This window comes from Streptomyces changchenzhani, assembly GCF_039766235.1.
GTDB lineage: Bacteria > Actinomycetota > Actinomycetes > Streptomycetales > Streptomycetaceae > Streptomyces.
In genome coordinates this window covers 87,129-100,700 of sequence record NZ_JBDHNH010000008.1, presented here as the reverse complement: position 1 = coordinate 100,700, position 13,572 = coordinate 87,129, and the positions used below count along the sequence as shown (strand labels likewise).

Below are 13,572 nucleotides of genomic sequence, written 5' to 3'. Positions count from 1 at the left end.
CCATGGACGTCATCTCCGTCATCCGCACCAAGCGCGACCGGGGCGAGCTGAGCCCCGAGCAGATCGACTGGGTCATCGACGCGTACACCCGCGGCGAGGTCGCCGACGAGCAGATGTCGGCCCTGGCGATGGCGATCCTGCTCAACGGCATGAACCGCGTCGAGATCGCCCGCTGGACGGCCGCGATGATCGCGTCCGGCGAGCGCATGAACTTCGCCACCCTCGCCCGCCCCACCGCCGACAAGCACTCCACCGGCGGCGTCGGCGACAAGATCACCCTCCCGCTGGCGCCGCTCGTCGCCGCCTGTGGTGCGGCCGTGCCCCAGCTGTCCGGACGCGGCCTCGGCCACACCGGCGGCACGCTCGACAAGCTGGAGTCCATCCCCGGCTGGCGGGCCCAGCTCTCCAACGAGGAGATGCTCAGCGTCCTGGACTCCACCGGCGCGGTCATCTGCGCGGCGGGCGACGGCCTGGCCCCGGCCGACAAGAAGCTCTACGCGCTGCGCGATGTCACCGGCACCGTCGAGGCGATCCCGCTGATCGCCTCCTCGATCATGTCCAAGAAGATCGCCGAGGGTACGGGCTCACTCGTCCTGGACGTCAAGGTCGGCTCGGGCGCCTTCATGAAGACCATCGAGGACGCCCGCGAGCTGGCCGCCACGATGGTCGGCCTCGGCACCGACAGCGGCGTCCGTACGGTCGCGCTCCTCACCGACATGTCCACCCCGCTCGGCCTCACCGCGGGCAACGCCCTCGAAGTCCGCGAATCCGTCGAGGTGTTGGCGGGCGGCGGCCCGTCCGACGTCATCGAGCTGACCCTCGCCCTCGCCCGCGAAATGCTCGACGCGGCAGGCCTGAAGGACACCGACCCGGCGAAGGCGCTGGCCGACGGTTCCGCGATGGACGTCTGGCGCCGCATGATCGCGGCCCAGGGCGGCGACCCGGACGCGGCGCTGCCCGTCGCCCGCGAGCAGCACGTCATCCACGCCTCGACCTCGGGCCGCCTCACCACCCTGGACGCGTACGCGATCGGTGTCGCGGCCTGGCGCCTCGGCGCGGGCCGTGCACGCAAGGAGGACAAGGTGCAGGCGGGCGCCGGCATCGAGCTGCACGCCAAGCCGGGCGACCGGATCACCGCGGGCCAGCGCCTGATGACGCTGCACACGGACACCCCGGAGAAGTTCGAGTACGCCCTGGAGGCGCTGGACGGCGGAGTCCTGACCTCGCCCGAGGACACCGAGTTCACCGCGCAGCCGATCATCCTGGGGCGCATCGCCTGACGTGCGATTCCCCGCTTGAGCGAAGCAGGGAGGGAGGGGGCCGGCGGATCACCGCCGGCCCCCTTCGTCGTACGGCCGACCGCTGCGCATATGCGCGCAGCGATGAGTTCTGCCCGTGCCACAGGTCTCTTCCCCGTGGATGCCACCCAACCGATCGTTCTTGTCATCGCCGGCCGGGTCACCGCGGCCGACATCCCCAGGCTGTCCGAGGAGCTGCGCCAACTGCTGCACGCGTCGGACGCCCAAGAGGTGGACTGTGACGTGGGAGCCGTCGCCGGGCCCGATCTGCACACCGTCGAGGTACTGGCCCGCCTGCGCCTCGCCGCGCGCAGGCGGGGGTGCCGCATCAGACTGCGACACCCACCGCCCCAACTGTGCGCGCTGCTGCACCTGGTGGGGCTCGGCGAGATCTTCTAACCGGCCGCCGGGCCCTCCGCGATCGAGGACGTACCCACTCCCGACGCGTCGAGGTGCTCCGGCAGATCGAACAGCGGGAACCACCGCTTCGTGTCCAGGAAGGACGTGATCCCGGAGACCTTGCCATCGACGATCTCGATGACCATGAGCGCCCACGGGTCGAAGCCGTCGCCCGACGGGCGCGGGTGATAGTGGGCGAAGGCCGGTGTGCCGTTCGCCACGACCGGGACGAGGCGCGAGCCCCGGCAGACCTCGCCGACTCCCAGCATCCAGCCGACGATGTCGTCGTGGCCGCGCAGCCACAGGTCGTACGGGGGCATGGAGAGCGTGGCGTCCTCATGGAGGAGGGCGGTCAGCGCGGCCATGTCGTACCCCTCGAAGGCCGCGACGTACCGGTCGAGGAGCTTGCGCTGCTCCTCGTCCAGCGGATTCTCCGTCACCGTGTCCTGCGTCCCGCCGTGCTCGGCGAGCGTGGCGCGGGCCCGCTGGAGGGCGCTGTTGACCGAAGCGACCGTCGTCTCCAGCAACTCGGCGACCTCGCTCGCCTTCCAGGCGAGCACCTCCCGCAGGATCAGCACCGCCCGCTGCTTCGGCGGCAGGTGCTGGAGCGCCGCGACGAACGCGAGGCGGATCGACTCCCGCTTCACCGCCGTGTCCGCGGGGTCGGCGACCGAGGGCAGCACCCGGCCGTCCGGCACCGGCTCAAGCCAGGTGACCTCGGGGCGGGAATTGAGTGCGGCCTGCGCCACCGGCGTCGCGGCCGTGAGGTCCATCGGGCGGGCCCGGCGATTGCCCGCGTTCAGCGAGTCCATGCAGACGTTCGTCGCGATGCGGTACAGCCAGGACCGCAGGGAGGACCGCCCCTCGAACTTGTCGATACTGCGCCACGCCCGCACCAGCGTGTCCTGCACCGCGTCCTCGGCCTCGAAGGCAGAACCGAGCATCCGGTAGCAATAACCGGTCAGCTCCGTCCGGTGGCCCTCCAGCCGGGCATCGAGGTCCGTCGTCGCGGCAATGTCACTCATCGGGTCCGCCCCTGTCGCCCAGATCTGCCAGAACTCCAGCGATCTGGAACCTACCGCAGGGGACTGACAGTCACGCCCGTGCGGTGAAAACACCGGACGCGAGGGAGCCGGAAACGCACCCCGGACGACACCCTCAGCGCTGCCCCGCCGCAGCCAGCACACCGCGCCGGCCGCTCCGGCGCCCCGCCCGCAGCTCGGCCCGCGCGACCCGGGTCCCGTACAGCGTGATCGATACGACGCCGAGCACCGCCACCAGACCGAGCAGCACGGTCGCCGCCCAGCCCCCGGCGTGGAACGCCACCGCGCCGAGTGTGCCGCCCACGCTGCTGCCCAGGTAGTACGCCGACTGGTACAGCGCCGAAGCCTGCGCGCGGCCCGTCTTCGCCGTACGGCTCACCGAGGAGGACGCCACCGCGTGCCCGGCGAAGAAGCCCGCCGTGATGAGGACCAGGCCGATCAGCACCGCGGCCAGGGTGTCGGCCAGCGAGAGCAGCAGACCCGCGGCGGTGGTGCCGACCGCCAGGTACAGCGCACCCCGCCGTCCCGTGCGGGCGACGAGCCGGCCGGCCGCGGCCGAGGAGACCGTACCCACCAGGTAGACCAGGAAGATCGAGCCGATCACGCCCTGCGGCAGGTTGAACGGGGCGGCCACCAGCCGGTAGCCGATCACCGTGTAGACCGCGCCGAATACGGTCATGAACAGGGCGCCGATCGCGTAGAGACGCACTAGCAGCGGGTCGGCCAGATGGGCCGCGCACCGTCTTCGCCAGTGCCCGCGGGTTCAGCGAACCCCGGGCGAAGTGCCGTGCCTTCGGCAGCATCAGCCGGAACACCACGGCGCACAGCAGCGCCATCACACCGACGGCGGCGATCCCGGCCCGCCACCCCCAGGCCTGGGCCACCCAGCCGCTGACGATCCGGCCGCTCATGCCGCCGATCGAGTTCCCCGCAACGAACAGGCCGATCGCCGCCACCAGCGCCTTCGGCCGGATCTCCTCCGCGAGGTATGCCATCGCCGAGGCCGGCAGTCCGGCCAGCGCCGCACCCTGCACCGCGCGCAGCGCCACCAGCCACTCGATGGAGGGCGCGAACGGCACAAGCAGCCCGACCACGACCGCCACCACCAGCGACACCGTCATCAGCGTGCGCCGCCCGAACCGCTCGGACAGGGCGCTCAGCGGCAGAACGAACAGAGCGAGCGCGCCCGTCGCCGCGGACACCGTCCAGCTGGCCTGCCCCGCCGTCACACCGAAGTCGGCGGAGATGGCGGGCAGCAGGGCCTGGGTGGAGTAGAGAAGGGCGAAGGTCGCCATTCCGGCGGCGAAGAGCGCGAAGCTCATCCGGCGGTAGCCGGGCGAGGAGGGGGCGAGACGGGAATCGGTGGCAACAACGGTGTCGGCGGCCACACGGCTGGTGGACGCCTTGGTACTGGCGGAAGGCATGTGACGAACGTAGACACAGCCGCTTCATGCGTCCAATGCACAAACTCGCGATAATCAATCCCATGGCGCATAAGCAAAGCTCACAGCCCCGGCTGTCACCCAGTGGTTACGAAGAAGACATCCAGCAGGTACTCGCCCCGCGCCTCGCGTACTTCGCCGCGGTCGCCCGCCACGAGCACGTCACACGCGCCGCGCACGAACTGGGCGTGCCCCAGTCGACGCTGTCGCGCGCCATGGTCAGGCTGGAGGACGACCTGGGAGTCGCCCTGTTCGCCCGCAAGGGCCGCACGGTCTCCCTCACCCCGGCGGGCCGCACCTTCCTCGCCACGGTCGAGCGCGCGCTCGCCGAGGTCGAGCGGGCCGCCGACTCGGTACGGGCCGACGCCGACCCGGCCACCGGCAAGGTCGCCTTCGGCTTCCTGCACACCATGGGCTCCGAGACCGTACCCAGCCTGATCCGCGCCTTCCGCGTCGACCATCCGCGCGTACGGTTCCAACTCGTCCAGAATTACGGCGAGGCCATGATCGAACGGCTGCGCGCGGGCGACCTGGACCTCTGCCTGACCTCGCCCATCCCCACCGCGCCCGACCTGGTGGCCCGCCGGCTCGACGAGCAGCGGCTGCGCCTGGTCGTCCCGGACGACCACCGGCTGGCAGGACGCAAGCGGGTGCGTCTCGCGGAGGCGGCCGACGAGACCTTCGTGACCCTCGAATCCGGCTACGGGCTGCGCCGGATCACCGACGACCTGTGCGCCGAAGCGGGCTTCCGGCCGAAGATCGCGTTCGAGGGGGAGGAGGCGGAGACGCTGCGCGGCCTGGTCGCGGCCGGCCTCGGTGTCGCCCTGCTGCCGCCGCCCGCGGTGGCTAGGCCCGGCGTCGTGGAGCTCACCGTCACGGCGCCGCGCGCGGTGCGCGAGATCGGGGTCGCCTGGCTGGACGGCCACCCGGACACGCCCCCGGTGGCGGCGTTCAAACGCTTCCTGCTGTCGCGCCGGGGCCGCCTGCTGCCCGGAGTGGCCGAGGGGATCACGGGCTGACGGCGAGTACCAGGTACGCGGCGAAGAGCGACAGATGTACGCCGCCCTGGAGCGGGGTGGCCCGCCCCGGCACGATGGTCAGCGTGCCGACGGCCACGGTGAGCGTCAGCAGGACCATATGGGTCGCGCCGAGCCCGAGCAGCAGCGGCCCGTCCATCCAGATGGACGCGATGGCCACCGCGGGGATCGTCAGACCGATGCTGGCCATGGCCGAGCCGAGCGCCAGGTTCAGGCTGGTCTGCACCCGGTCGCGGCGGGCGGACCGTACGGCGGCGATCGACTCGGGGAGCAGCACGAGCAGCGCGATGATGACACCCACCACGGAGGCGGGCATACCGGCGGCCTCGACCCCGGCCTCGATGGTCGGCGACACCCCTTTCGCGAGGCCCACCACCGCGACCAGTGAGACGGCCAGCAACCCGAGACTGATCCGCGACACGCGCTGCGACGGCGGGTCGGCGTGCTCCTCCCCGTCGATCACCTTGCCCTGGGTGGTCACGGGCAGGAAGTAGTCGCGATGCCGCCAGGTCTGGGTCATCACGAACAGCCCGTACAGCAGCACGGCGGAGACCGCGGCGAAGATGAGCTGGGCGGGCGTGAACTCGGGCCCCGGGGTACTGGTGGTGAACGTCGGCAGCGCCAGGCTCAGCCCCGCCAGCGTCGCCACGGTCGCGAACGCCGCGCCCGTCCCCTCCGCGTTGAACACCGCCACTTTCCGCTTCAGCGAGCCGACCAGCAGCGAGACACCGACGATGCCGTTGCAGGTGATCATCACGGCGGCGAAGACGGTGTCGCGGGCGAGCGAGTTGCTCTTGTCGCCGCCGTCGGCCATGAGCGTGACGATCAGCGCGACCTCGATGATCGTCACGGCCACGGCGAGGACGAGCGAGCCGAAGGGTTCGCCCACCCGGTGGGCCACGACCTCGGCGTGATGCACGGCGGCGAGGACCGCCCCGGCGAGGAAGCACGCGAGGAGCGCGACCAGGGGCCCCGGCAGATCCCGCCCCCAGGCGAAGACCAGGAGTAGGACGGCCAGTACGGGAAGGGCGGTCGCCCAGTGCGTGACGCAGATGCGGACCAGACGGCTCATGCCTGCGACCCTGACAGACCGGGCCCGCACCGCAGGCTGCGACGCGCGCGGGTCGTGCGCTGGGCGGGCGCGGGCGCGGTGGCGGCGCTAGCGTCGTCCCCATGTCAGCAACGGACCCCAGGCCGCGTCCCGGCCCTCCCGCCCACCCCCGCGCCTACACGGTGGAGCTCAAGCCCCGCACGACGGACGAGGACGGCCACACCGACCACGGAGCCACCCTGCGCGTCGCGGCGGTGGTGGCGACCGGCAAGTGGGGCGCGAGCGGCTACCCGCGCTACGAGGGCGACGGCGTCCAGGCCGAGATCGATCCCCGCACCCGGACGGTGGAAGCGGTCACGGTCGACGGCGAGGAACTCCCGTACGGCTGGATGGCGGAGGCGACCCGGGACGAGTGACGGGCCGCCTGCGGCGGGCTGTTCCCCTACCCGCCCTTCCCGCTGTGACATTGCGCGGCTGCCGCCGCGTGGGGGCTCCGCCCCCGACCCCGGTCCTCAATCGCCGGACGGCTGAAAGTTTCCCGGATGCGGCGCATATTCAGCCCGTCCGGCGATTGAGGACACGCCCGTAGGGCGTCCCGGGGTCCGAGGCCTGCCCCGCCACGCGGCGGCAGCCGCAAAATGACTCAGCGGGAAGGGGCGGGCAGGGGACCAGCGCCGCAGGCACCCCGCACCCGGCCCACCCACCCGCACCCCGCACCCGGCCCACCCACCCGCAGGCAACCCCCACACCCGCCCCCCACCCCTACGCCCGCAACGACCGCCCGAACCCGGCAGCAAGCGGCATCCGCAACCCCAGCGGCGGCGGCGCAGCGAACGCGTCGGCGACCGGCCGCGCGTACCCCCGCGAAAAAAGCGCTCCCAGCACGAAGTCCACCGCGAGCGCCACGACTTCCCCCCGGTACTGCCGAAGCGCGTGCCCGTCCGAGTGCACCTCGAAGCGACACGTATCGCGATTCGCCTTCTTGGCCCGCTCGGCCAGCCGGTACGACAGCTCCGGATCGGTACGTTCGTCATTCGTGCCGTGCACGATCAGCACATGCCGCCCCACCAGCTGCTTCACCGGCTCGGGCGCCGCCGCCACATCGTCCTCGGGCAGCCAGGGAGCCATCGCGAGCACGGAGTTGACCGCCGAGTGCCCCGCGGCGTGCAACGCGGCCCGGCCCCCCATGTCGATGCCGACCAGGCAGACGGGCACGTCGCCGTACCGCCGTACGACCTCGTCCGCCGCCCACCTCGCATCCGCGGCGAGCCGCGCATCGGTCCCGTTCCACCCGCGCCCGCGGTAGCGCACGACGTGCGAGACTAGCCCTTCCGAGCGCCCCGCCTCGGCGAGTCTGCGCGCGAGCGGGCGCGCGACGGCGTACGCGAGGGGGGAGGGGCCACGGTCCGAAACGGGCTCGCCCGCGGGCAGTAGCAGGACCACACCGCTGACCGTTCGCCCGTTCCCGGCCGACCCGAAGGCCCGCCCCAGCCGGGCCGAGTGGGTCGGAATTGCTTGCTGCGCCATGACAGAACAGTGTCAGAAGGCCAGATGTACTCCACCCGTACGCACGGTCACTGTTACGTATCGACAGGAGGTGATCTACGCGCGTAGGCATTAGAGTGCCCAGATGACGAGCGAGACCCTCAACACGCCCACCGCGGACCAGATCCGCCGTGCCCCGAAGGTGCTGCTCCACGACCACCTCGATGGTGGCCTGCGGCCCGGCACGATCATCGACCTCGCCCGCGAAGCGGGCTATGAGGCACTCCCCGAGAGCGACGCCGACAAGCTCGGCCTGTGGTTCCGCGAGGCCGCGGACTCCGGCTCTCTGGAGCGCTACCTGGAGACTTTCGCGCACACCTGCGCCGTCATGCAGACGCGTGACGCGCTCTTCCGCGTCGCCGCGGAGTGCGCCGAGGACCTCGCCGAGGACGGCGTCGTCTACGCCGAGGTGCGATACGCACCCGAGCAGCACCTGGAGCAGGGGCTGACCCTCGAAGAGGTCGTCGAGGCCGTCAACGAGGGCTTCCGGGAGGGCGAACGCCGCGCCAGGGCCGCCGGCCACCGCATCCGCGTCGGCGCGCTGCTCACCGCGATGCGGCACGCCGCCCGCGCCCTGGAGATCGCCGAACTCGCCAACCGCTACCGCGACTTGGGCGTCTCCGGCTTCGACATCGCGGGCGCCGAGGCGGGCTTCCCGCCCACCCGGCACCTCGACGCCTTCGAGTACCTCAAGCGCGAGAACAACCACTTCACCATCCACGCGGGCGAGGCCTTCGGCCTGCCGTCCATCTGGCAGGCGCTCCAGTGGTGCGGCGCCGACCGGCTCGGCCACGGGGTGCGCATCATCGACGATATCGAGGTCGCCGAGGACGGCAGCGTCAAGCTGGGCCGCCTCGCCTCGTACGTACGCGACAAGCGCATTCCGCTGGAGATGTGCCCGACGTCGAACCTTCAGACGGGCGCGGCCGATTCGTACGCCGAACACCCGATCGGGCTGCTGCGCAAGCTGCATTTCCGGCTGACCGTGAATACCGACAACCGGCTCATGAGTGGTACCGGAATGAGCCGCGAGTTCGAGCACCTGATCGATGCTTTCGGTTACACGCTCGAAGACATGCAGTGGTTCACAGTCAATGCGATGAAATCAGCATTCATTCCTTTCGATGAACGCCTCGCCATGATCAACGACGTGATCAAGCCTGGATACGCCGAGTTGAAATCCGAATGGCTGTTCCGGCAGACCGCTGCGACCAGCGGGTCTTCCTCTGTCGGAGGCTGATCACACAGGACACGGGGCGGCCGGGAATCGCGGGACCCGGCCGCTTTCGGGTATTTGCGGGGAACTACGGGACTGGCTAGCTTGCAGAGCCGCTCAAACTCCCCGCTCCCTGTAGCAAGGACGTTTTCTTCATGAAGCAGTCTGCTGCCAAGACTCTCGGTGCCGCCGCTCTCGGTGCCGCCTTTGCCGCTGCCGCCGCCGGCAGTGCCGCCGCCGCCCCGGCCGTCCCGACCCTGCCGGACACGCTCGGCACGCTGAGCGCCGTCACCAAGACGCTGCCCGTCGAGCAATCGCTCGCCGCGCTTCCCAAGGGCGCCCCCCAGTCCCTGGCCGCCGGAGAGAAGGCGCTCTCCGGCGCCGTCGAGTCGGCGATGCCGGCAGGCGACAAGGGCGGCAAGGGCGGCAAGGGCAGCAAGGCTGACCCGCTCAGCGGCCTCCTGGGCGGTCTGTCCACCGGCTCGCTGCCTCTCGCGGGCTGAGCAGACCCGGCGTACGAGCACGCACGAGGGGCGCATACCGGAATCCGGTGTGCGCCCCTTCGGCGTTCGCTTTTGGTACGTCGTGAACTACCAGGCGGTCGTCGAGGTCTTCTCCGCCGGCAGGAAGATCCACAGGCCCAGGTAGATCAGGAACTGCGGACCGGGCAGCAGACACGAGACCAGGAAGATCACTCGCATAGTCGTTGCGGAGGTGCCGAAGCGCCGTGCCAGCGCAGCGCACACTCCGCCGATCATCCGGCCGTCACGGGGGCGGGCAAGGGCGGTCATGGCGGGCTCCTTAGAAGTGGTCCGGGAGGCACGTCCTGTGTGTTTCCCGTTGCTCCCATACTGCGCCCGACCACGGGGGCAAAGCATCGCTCTACGGGGCGATCCCGACCCTGGGAATCGTCGGGGTAGCCCCCTGAGACACGTCATCCCGCAGCAGGGCCCTGCCCCGAGGGCGCGCCCGCCGCCGACGGCGCCGCAGCAGCGAGCGCCCCGCAGGGACGACCGCCAGGTGCGCCAGCCCGACCCCGACCGTGTTCAGCAGCAGTGAATCCACATCGACGACCTGGCCGGGCACCCCGGTCTGCAACAGCTCGATCGCCAGCGAGAACAGCGCCCCGGCGGCGACCGAACGGGCCAGCGAGCCCAGCGGCGACACGGCGATACGCCCGCCCACCATCGGCAGCAGCACCCCCAGCGGTGCGAGCAGCAGCAGCGCCTCGCCGATCCGGCGCGCGGCGGGCAGCGTGCCCAGGGCCATGTCCGCCCTGATGCCGGCCAGCGGATGGAAGTTCGGCGCGGTCACCCACGGGACGTCCAGGGGGCGAAGCGTCAGCCACCCGACGTACAGCAGATGCGCGACGAGGAGCAGAGTCCCCGCCACGCGGAGTCGAATGATGACGGTGCTTCCGTCGGGGCCATGACGCACGCCCCTCAAGACGCGGTTACCGGCAGGTTCGGTTCCGCCTGGCCGCCCGGTGTGACGAGCCGGTGACAAGCCGACGGCGTGTCACACCGCCGGGCGGATCTCTCCGAGCGTCCCGACTGCGTCCGGCCTGGCCTTCAGCGCCTGGGTGCAGCGGAAGTCGCGCACCGGGTCGTCGGAAGGACCACCCAGCGCCACGGACTTGTCGGGACCCGCCGCCGAGCTGTCCGCGTACGTACAGACGATCTGGGCCAGGGCGTGCGTCGGCAGGTCCTCGGGCGGGGAGGTCAGGCGCAGTGCGTCCTTCGGGTCGCCCTTGCGCGGCCCGGAGGCGGCCAGTGTCTCCCGTACATCCGTGGTGAACCCGGCCTGCTTCTCCTCGGCCGACGGCGGCTTCTGGAGCTCGTTGAGGAGAAGCTGAGCGACCCGCACCGGGTCGGCCATCAGCTTGTCCTCCGCGATCCGCACCGTCCGGTCCACCGAGACCAACTGTGTACCGCAGACCAGATAGACCTGGAGCGCGACGCCGGGCGCCGCCGTGTCGTCGGCGCCCGGGGACGACAGCTCGCACGGCACCCGGGACGGGGCGCCGCCCGAGCGGACCGGTACCGAAGTGGTCCGGATCCCGCACCCGGCCACCACAGCGCAGAGCACCGCGAGACAGGCCAGGGCGAACGCCGCACGCCACGCTCCGACGCCGTGGACACCGGTCGAGGTCACTTCTCCTCGCACGCTTCCCCCTCCCGCTCGACGTCCACGTCGCCGTAGGACTCCTCGTCCGCCGCCCCCGACACGTCCAGCGGCAGCCGCAGCACGAAGACCGCACCACCGTCCGGCGCGTTGGCGGCCGTGATGTCGCCGCCGTGGATGTGCGCGTTCTCCATGGCGATGGACAGGCCGAGCCCGCTGCCCTCGGAGCGCGGCCGTGAGGCACTCGCCTTGTAGAACCGGTCGAAGACATGCGGCAGTACGTCCACGGGGATGCCGGGGCCGTGGTCCTGCACCTCGATCGTCAGCTCCTGGTCGACGACCCGCACCGACACCCGTACCGGCGAACCGCCGTGCTTGAGCGCATTACCGATCAGGTTCGCCAGGATGACGTCGAGGCGGCGCGGGTCGAGCAGCGCGATGATGCCGCGCTCCGCGTCCAGGTCCACCGCGTCCAGCCAGGCGCGGGCGTCGATGCACGCGGTGACCTGGTCCGCCACATCGACGTCGTCGAGCACCAGCCGGGCCGTGCCCGCGTCGAAGCGGGTCACCTCCATCAGGTTCTCCACCAGGTCGTTGAGCCGGCGGGTCTCGCTGACCACCAGATGCACGGCCGGCGCGATCATCGGGTCGAAGCTGTCCGCCTCGTCCTCCAGGATCTCCGCCACCGCCGTGATCGCGGTCAGCGGCGTCCGCAGCTCGTGCGACATGTCGGCGACGAAGCGGCGGCTCGACTGCTCCCGCGCGCTCATGTCCGCGACCTTCTTCTCCAGCGACTCGGCGGTCCTGTTGAAGGTGCGGGACAGATCGGCCAGCTCATCCGTCCCCGACACCCGCAGCCGCGTCTCCAGCTTGCCCTCACCGAGCCGCCGCGCCGCGTCACCCAGCCGCTGCACGGGCTTGAGCACCGTCGTCGCGGCGGCCTGCGCGAGCAGCGCCGAACCGAGCAGGGCGAGTCCGGTGGCGATGGCCAGCGACCAGGCGAGCGAGTTCAGATCCTCGCGCTCCTGCTCCAGCGAGGTGAGCATGTACCCGGTCGGCCCGCCACCGATCACCTTCGTACCGGCCACCAGGAACGGCTTGCTGTTGGGGCTGATCCGCAACCAGTAGAGGTGGTACGGAACATCATTGGCCTCCGTCACCTTCTGCTTGCGGTTCACCGCCTCCTGGAGCTCCGCAGGCACCTGGTCGAGCGTGAAGGAGTCAATGTCGGAATTGCCCGCGATCGGCTTGCCCGCCGCCCGCTCGTCGACGAGCACCACGCTGTAGCCGGGGCCGCTGCTGGCCGCCATCTGCGTGGCCGTGGTCTCCAGCTCGCTCTGGGTCGGCTGCAGCGGCAGAGTCGCGGCGCGGTTCTGCATCTCCTGGCGGAAGTCGTTCAGCGCCGCGTCCTGGGTACGGGTCAGCACCGCCTCGCGGTTGAGCCAGTACGCGATGCCCGAAGCGGAGACGGCAGCCGTCAGCGCCACCAGGGCGAAGACGATGACCAGGCGCAGCCGCAGACTGGTCCAGCGCAGCCCGGCCAGCAGGCCCCGCCTGGGCGCCGGGACCTCTGTCACGAAGGCGTGTCCAGCCGGTAGCCCACGCCCCGCACCGTACGGATCAGGGTCGGCGACGACGGCACGTCCTCGACCTTCGCCCGCAGCCGCTGCACACACGCGTCGACCAGCCGTGAGTCACCGAGGTAGTCGTGTTCCCACACCAGCCGCAGCAGTTGCTGGCGCGAGAGCGCCTGCCCCGGCCGACGGCTCAGTTCCAGCAGAAGCCGCAGCTCGGTCGGCGTGAGCTGCAGGTCCTCGCCGTTCTTGGTGACCGTCATGGCGGAGCGGTCGATCACGACGTTGCCGAAGGAGGCCGCGTCGTTGGCCTCCCGCTCGCCGCGCCGCAGCACCGCCCGGATCCGGGCGTCGAGAACCCGCCCCTGCACCGGCTTGACGACATAGTCGTCGGCGCCGGATTCCAGACCGACCACCACATCGATGTCGTCACTGCGCGCGGTCAGCAGGATGATCGGCAGTTGGTCCGTTCGTCGAATACGTCGGCACACCTCGAATCCATCGATGCCGGGCAGCATCACGTCCAGCACGATCAGATCCGGCCGCTGCTCGCGCAACAGCTTCAGGCCGTCCTCTCCCGTCGCCGCGGTGGCCACTTGGTGGCCCTGGCGTGACAACGAGAGTTCGAGGGCCGTGCGGATGGCGTCGTCGTCCTCGATCAGCAACAGGAAAGGCACAGAGGTCATTCTGGCCCATGGGGGAGGGGGACTTCGACAGTTGCGGCGCTCCCATACCGCTCCCGCACCTCGCGTGTACGGCTCCCGCACCGTATCCCCGGCAGGAACTTCCCCTGTGACAGGCCTGTGACAGTCGGCGGACAACCCGATGAAACTGCCGGGGCAA

General features: G+C 70.9%; 14 protein-coding genes and 1 pseudogene. 6 read left to right on the top strand and 9 right to left on the bottom strand.

Translation table 11 applies throughout. The annotated features are described in order from the left end of the window. The first annotated feature begins 2 nt into the window (after positions 1-2). Together ABCR94_RS24470 and ABCR94_RS24465 are read left to right on the top strand one after the other, a co-directional pair. Positions 3-1,280 carry a thymidine phosphorylase gene (locus ABCR94_RS24470; RefSeq protein WP_347122192.1) on the top strand — a complete coding sequence of 426 codons (1,278 nt, stop codon included), beginning with the start codon at positions 3-5 and terminating at the stop codon, positions 1,278-1,280. A gap of 102 nt (positions 1,281-1,382) precedes the next feature. Further along, positions 1,383-1,697, top strand: a complete 315-nt coding sequence (locus ABCR94_RS24465; protein ID WP_347122191.1) for an STAS domain-containing protein — start codon at positions 1,383-1,385, stop codon at positions 1,695-1,697. Here ABCR94_RS24465 and ABCR94_RS24460 read toward each other — a convergent pair. Further along, on the bottom strand, positions 1,694-2,722 hold the full coding sequence (locus ABCR94_RS24460) for a sigma-70 family RNA polymerase sigma factor (RefSeq protein ID WP_347122190.1): 1,029 nt from the start codon (positions 2,720-2,722) through the stop codon (positions 1,694-1,696). The genes ABCR94_RS24465 and ABCR94_RS24460 overlap by 4 nt on opposite strands. 133 nt (positions 2,723-2,855) lie before the next feature. Next, positions 2,856-4,164: pseudogene (locus tag ABCR94_RS24455) on the bottom strand (MFS transporter). A 62-nt stretch (positions 4,165-4,226) separates the two neighbouring features. Here ABCR94_RS24455 and ABCR94_RS24450 point away from each other — a divergent pair. Continuing rightward, positions 4,227-5,201 carry a LysR family transcriptional regulator gene (locus ABCR94_RS24450; RefSeq protein ID WP_347122189.1) on the top strand — a complete coding sequence of 325 codons (975 nt, stop codon included), beginning with the start codon at positions 4,227-4,229 and terminating at the stop codon, positions 5,199-5,201. Here the strand turns inward: ABCR94_RS24450 and ABCR94_RS24445 are convergent. Next, positions 5,191-6,291, bottom strand: a complete 1,101-nt coding sequence (locus tag ABCR94_RS24445) for a calcium:cation antiporter (protein WP_347122188.1) — start codon at positions 6,289-6,291, stop codon at positions 5,191-5,193. The genes ABCR94_RS24450 and ABCR94_RS24445 overlap by 11 nt on opposite strands. Positions 6,292-6,392: 101 nt before the next feature. Here ABCR94_RS24445 and ABCR94_RS24440 point away from each other — a divergent pair, with 101 nt between their 5' ends. Then, on the top strand, positions 6,393-6,686 hold the full coding sequence (locus ABCR94_RS24440; RefSeq protein WP_347122187.1) for a hypothetical protein: 294 nt from the start codon (positions 6,393-6,395) through the stop codon (positions 6,684-6,686). A gap of 346 nt (positions 6,687-7,032) precedes the next feature. Here the strand turns inward: ABCR94_RS24440 and ABCR94_RS24435 are convergent, their stop codons facing one another. Beyond that, the gene (locus ABCR94_RS24435; RefSeq protein WP_347122186.1) at positions 7,033-7,797 is read right to left on the bottom strand and encodes a dienelactone hydrolase family protein; all 765 of its coding nucleotides are present in this window, start codon (positions 7,795-7,797) and stop codon (positions 7,033-7,035) included. A 103-nt stretch (positions 7,798-7,900) separates the two neighbouring features. Between ABCR94_RS24435 and ABCR94_RS24430 the strand changes: the two genes are divergently transcribed. Both ABCR94_RS24430 and ABCR94_RS24425 read left to right on the top strand, forming a co-directional pair. Beyond that, complete coding sequence (locus ABCR94_RS24430) at positions 7,901-9,055, top strand: adenosine deaminase (protein WP_347122185.1); 1,155 nt, start codon at positions 7,901-7,903, stop codon at positions 9,053-9,055. 131 nt (positions 9,056-9,186) lie between these two features. Next, entirely contained in the window at positions 9,187-9,534 is a 348-nt protein-coding gene (locus tag ABCR94_RS24425) for an ATP-binding protein (protein ID WP_347122184.1), read from the top strand. 87 nt (positions 9,535-9,621) lie between these two features. Here ABCR94_RS24425 and ABCR94_RS24420 read toward each other — a convergent pair whose 3' ends face one another. The 5 genes from ABCR94_RS24420 to afsQ1 all read right to left on the bottom strand — a co-directional run bounded on the left by ABCR94_RS24420 (position 9,622) and on the right by afsQ1 (position 13,406). Further along, positions 9,622-9,822 carry a PspC domain-containing protein gene (locus ABCR94_RS24420; RefSeq protein WP_283520912.1) on the bottom strand — a complete coding sequence of 67 codons (201 nt, stop codon included), beginning with the start codon at positions 9,820-9,822 and terminating at the stop codon, positions 9,622-9,624. A 91-nt stretch (positions 9,823-9,913) separates the two neighbouring features. Further along, a complete protein-coding gene (locus tag ABCR94_RS24415; protein WP_347122183.1) occupies positions 9,914-10,468 on the bottom strand; it encodes a VanZ family protein in 555 nt (184 codons plus the stop codon). A gap of 81 nt (positions 10,469-10,549) precedes the next feature. Then, on the bottom strand, positions 10,550-11,197 hold the full coding sequence (locus tag ABCR94_RS24410) for a hypothetical protein (RefSeq protein ID WP_347122181.1): 648 nt from the start codon (positions 11,195-11,197) through the stop codon (positions 10,550-10,552). Beyond that, complete coding sequence (locus ABCR94_RS24405; protein ID WP_347122180.1) at positions 11,182-12,732, bottom strand: ATP-binding protein; 1,551 nt, start codon at positions 12,730-12,732, stop codon at positions 11,182-11,184. The genes ABCR94_RS24410 and ABCR94_RS24405 overlap by 16 nt, the downstream gene beginning before the upstream one ends. Beyond that, positions 12,729-13,406: a two-component system response regulator AfsQ1 gene (gene afsQ1 / locus ABCR94_RS24400; protein WP_283520915.1), complete on the bottom strand. Its 678-nt coding sequence runs from the start codon at positions 13,404-13,406 to the stop codon at positions 12,729-12,731. Before afsQ1 ends, ABCR94_RS24405 begins: the two co-directional genes overlap by 4 nt. Between the last annotated feature and the right edge of the window lie 166 nt (positions 13,407-13,572).

What these genes read in the sequence shown, in the direction of transcription:
- ABCR94_RS24460 (WP_347122190.1), bottom strand. Translation starts at nt 2,722, where the DNA reads ATGAGTGACATTGCCGCGACGACGGACCTCGATGCCCGGCTGGAGGGC.
- ABCR94_RS24430 (WP_347122185.1), top strand. Translation starts at nt 7,901, where the DNA reads ATGACGAGCGAGACCCTCAACACGCCCACCGCGGACCAGATCCGCCGT.
- ABCR94_RS24470 (WP_347122192.1), top strand. Translation starts at nt 3, where the DNA reads ATGGACGTCATCTCCGTCATCCGCACCAAGCGCGACCGGGGCGAGCTG.
- ABCR94_RS24465 (WP_347122191.1), top strand. Translation starts at nt 1,383, where the DNA reads ATGAGTTCTGCCCGTGCCACAGGTCTCTTCCCCGTGGATGCCACCCAA.
- ABCR94_RS24435 (WP_347122186.1), bottom strand. Translation starts at nt 7,797, where the DNA reads ATGGCGCAGCAAGCAATTCCGACCCACTCGGCCCGGCTGGGGCGGGCC.
- ABCR94_RS24450 (WP_347122189.1), top strand. Translation starts at nt 4,227, where the DNA reads ATGGCGCATAAGCAAAGCTCACAGCCCCGGCTGTCACCCAGTGGTTAC.
- ABCR94_RS24440 (WP_347122187.1), top strand. Translation starts at nt 6,393, where the DNA reads ATGTCAGCAACGGACCCCAGGCCGCGTCCCGGCCCTCCCGCCCACCCC.
- ABCR94_RS24445 (WP_347122188.1), bottom strand. Translation starts at nt 6,291, where the DNA reads ATGAGCCGTCTGGTCCGCATCTGCGTCACGCACTGGGCGACCGCCCTT.
- ABCR94_RS24420 (WP_283520912.1), bottom strand. Translation starts at nt 9,822, where the DNA reads ATGACCGCCCTTGCCCGCCCCCGTGACGGCCGGATGATCGGCGGAGTG.
- ABCR94_RS24425 (WP_347122184.1), top strand. Translation starts at nt 9,187, where the DNA reads ATGAAGCAGTCTGCTGCCAAGACTCTCGGTGCCGCCGCTCTCGGTGCC.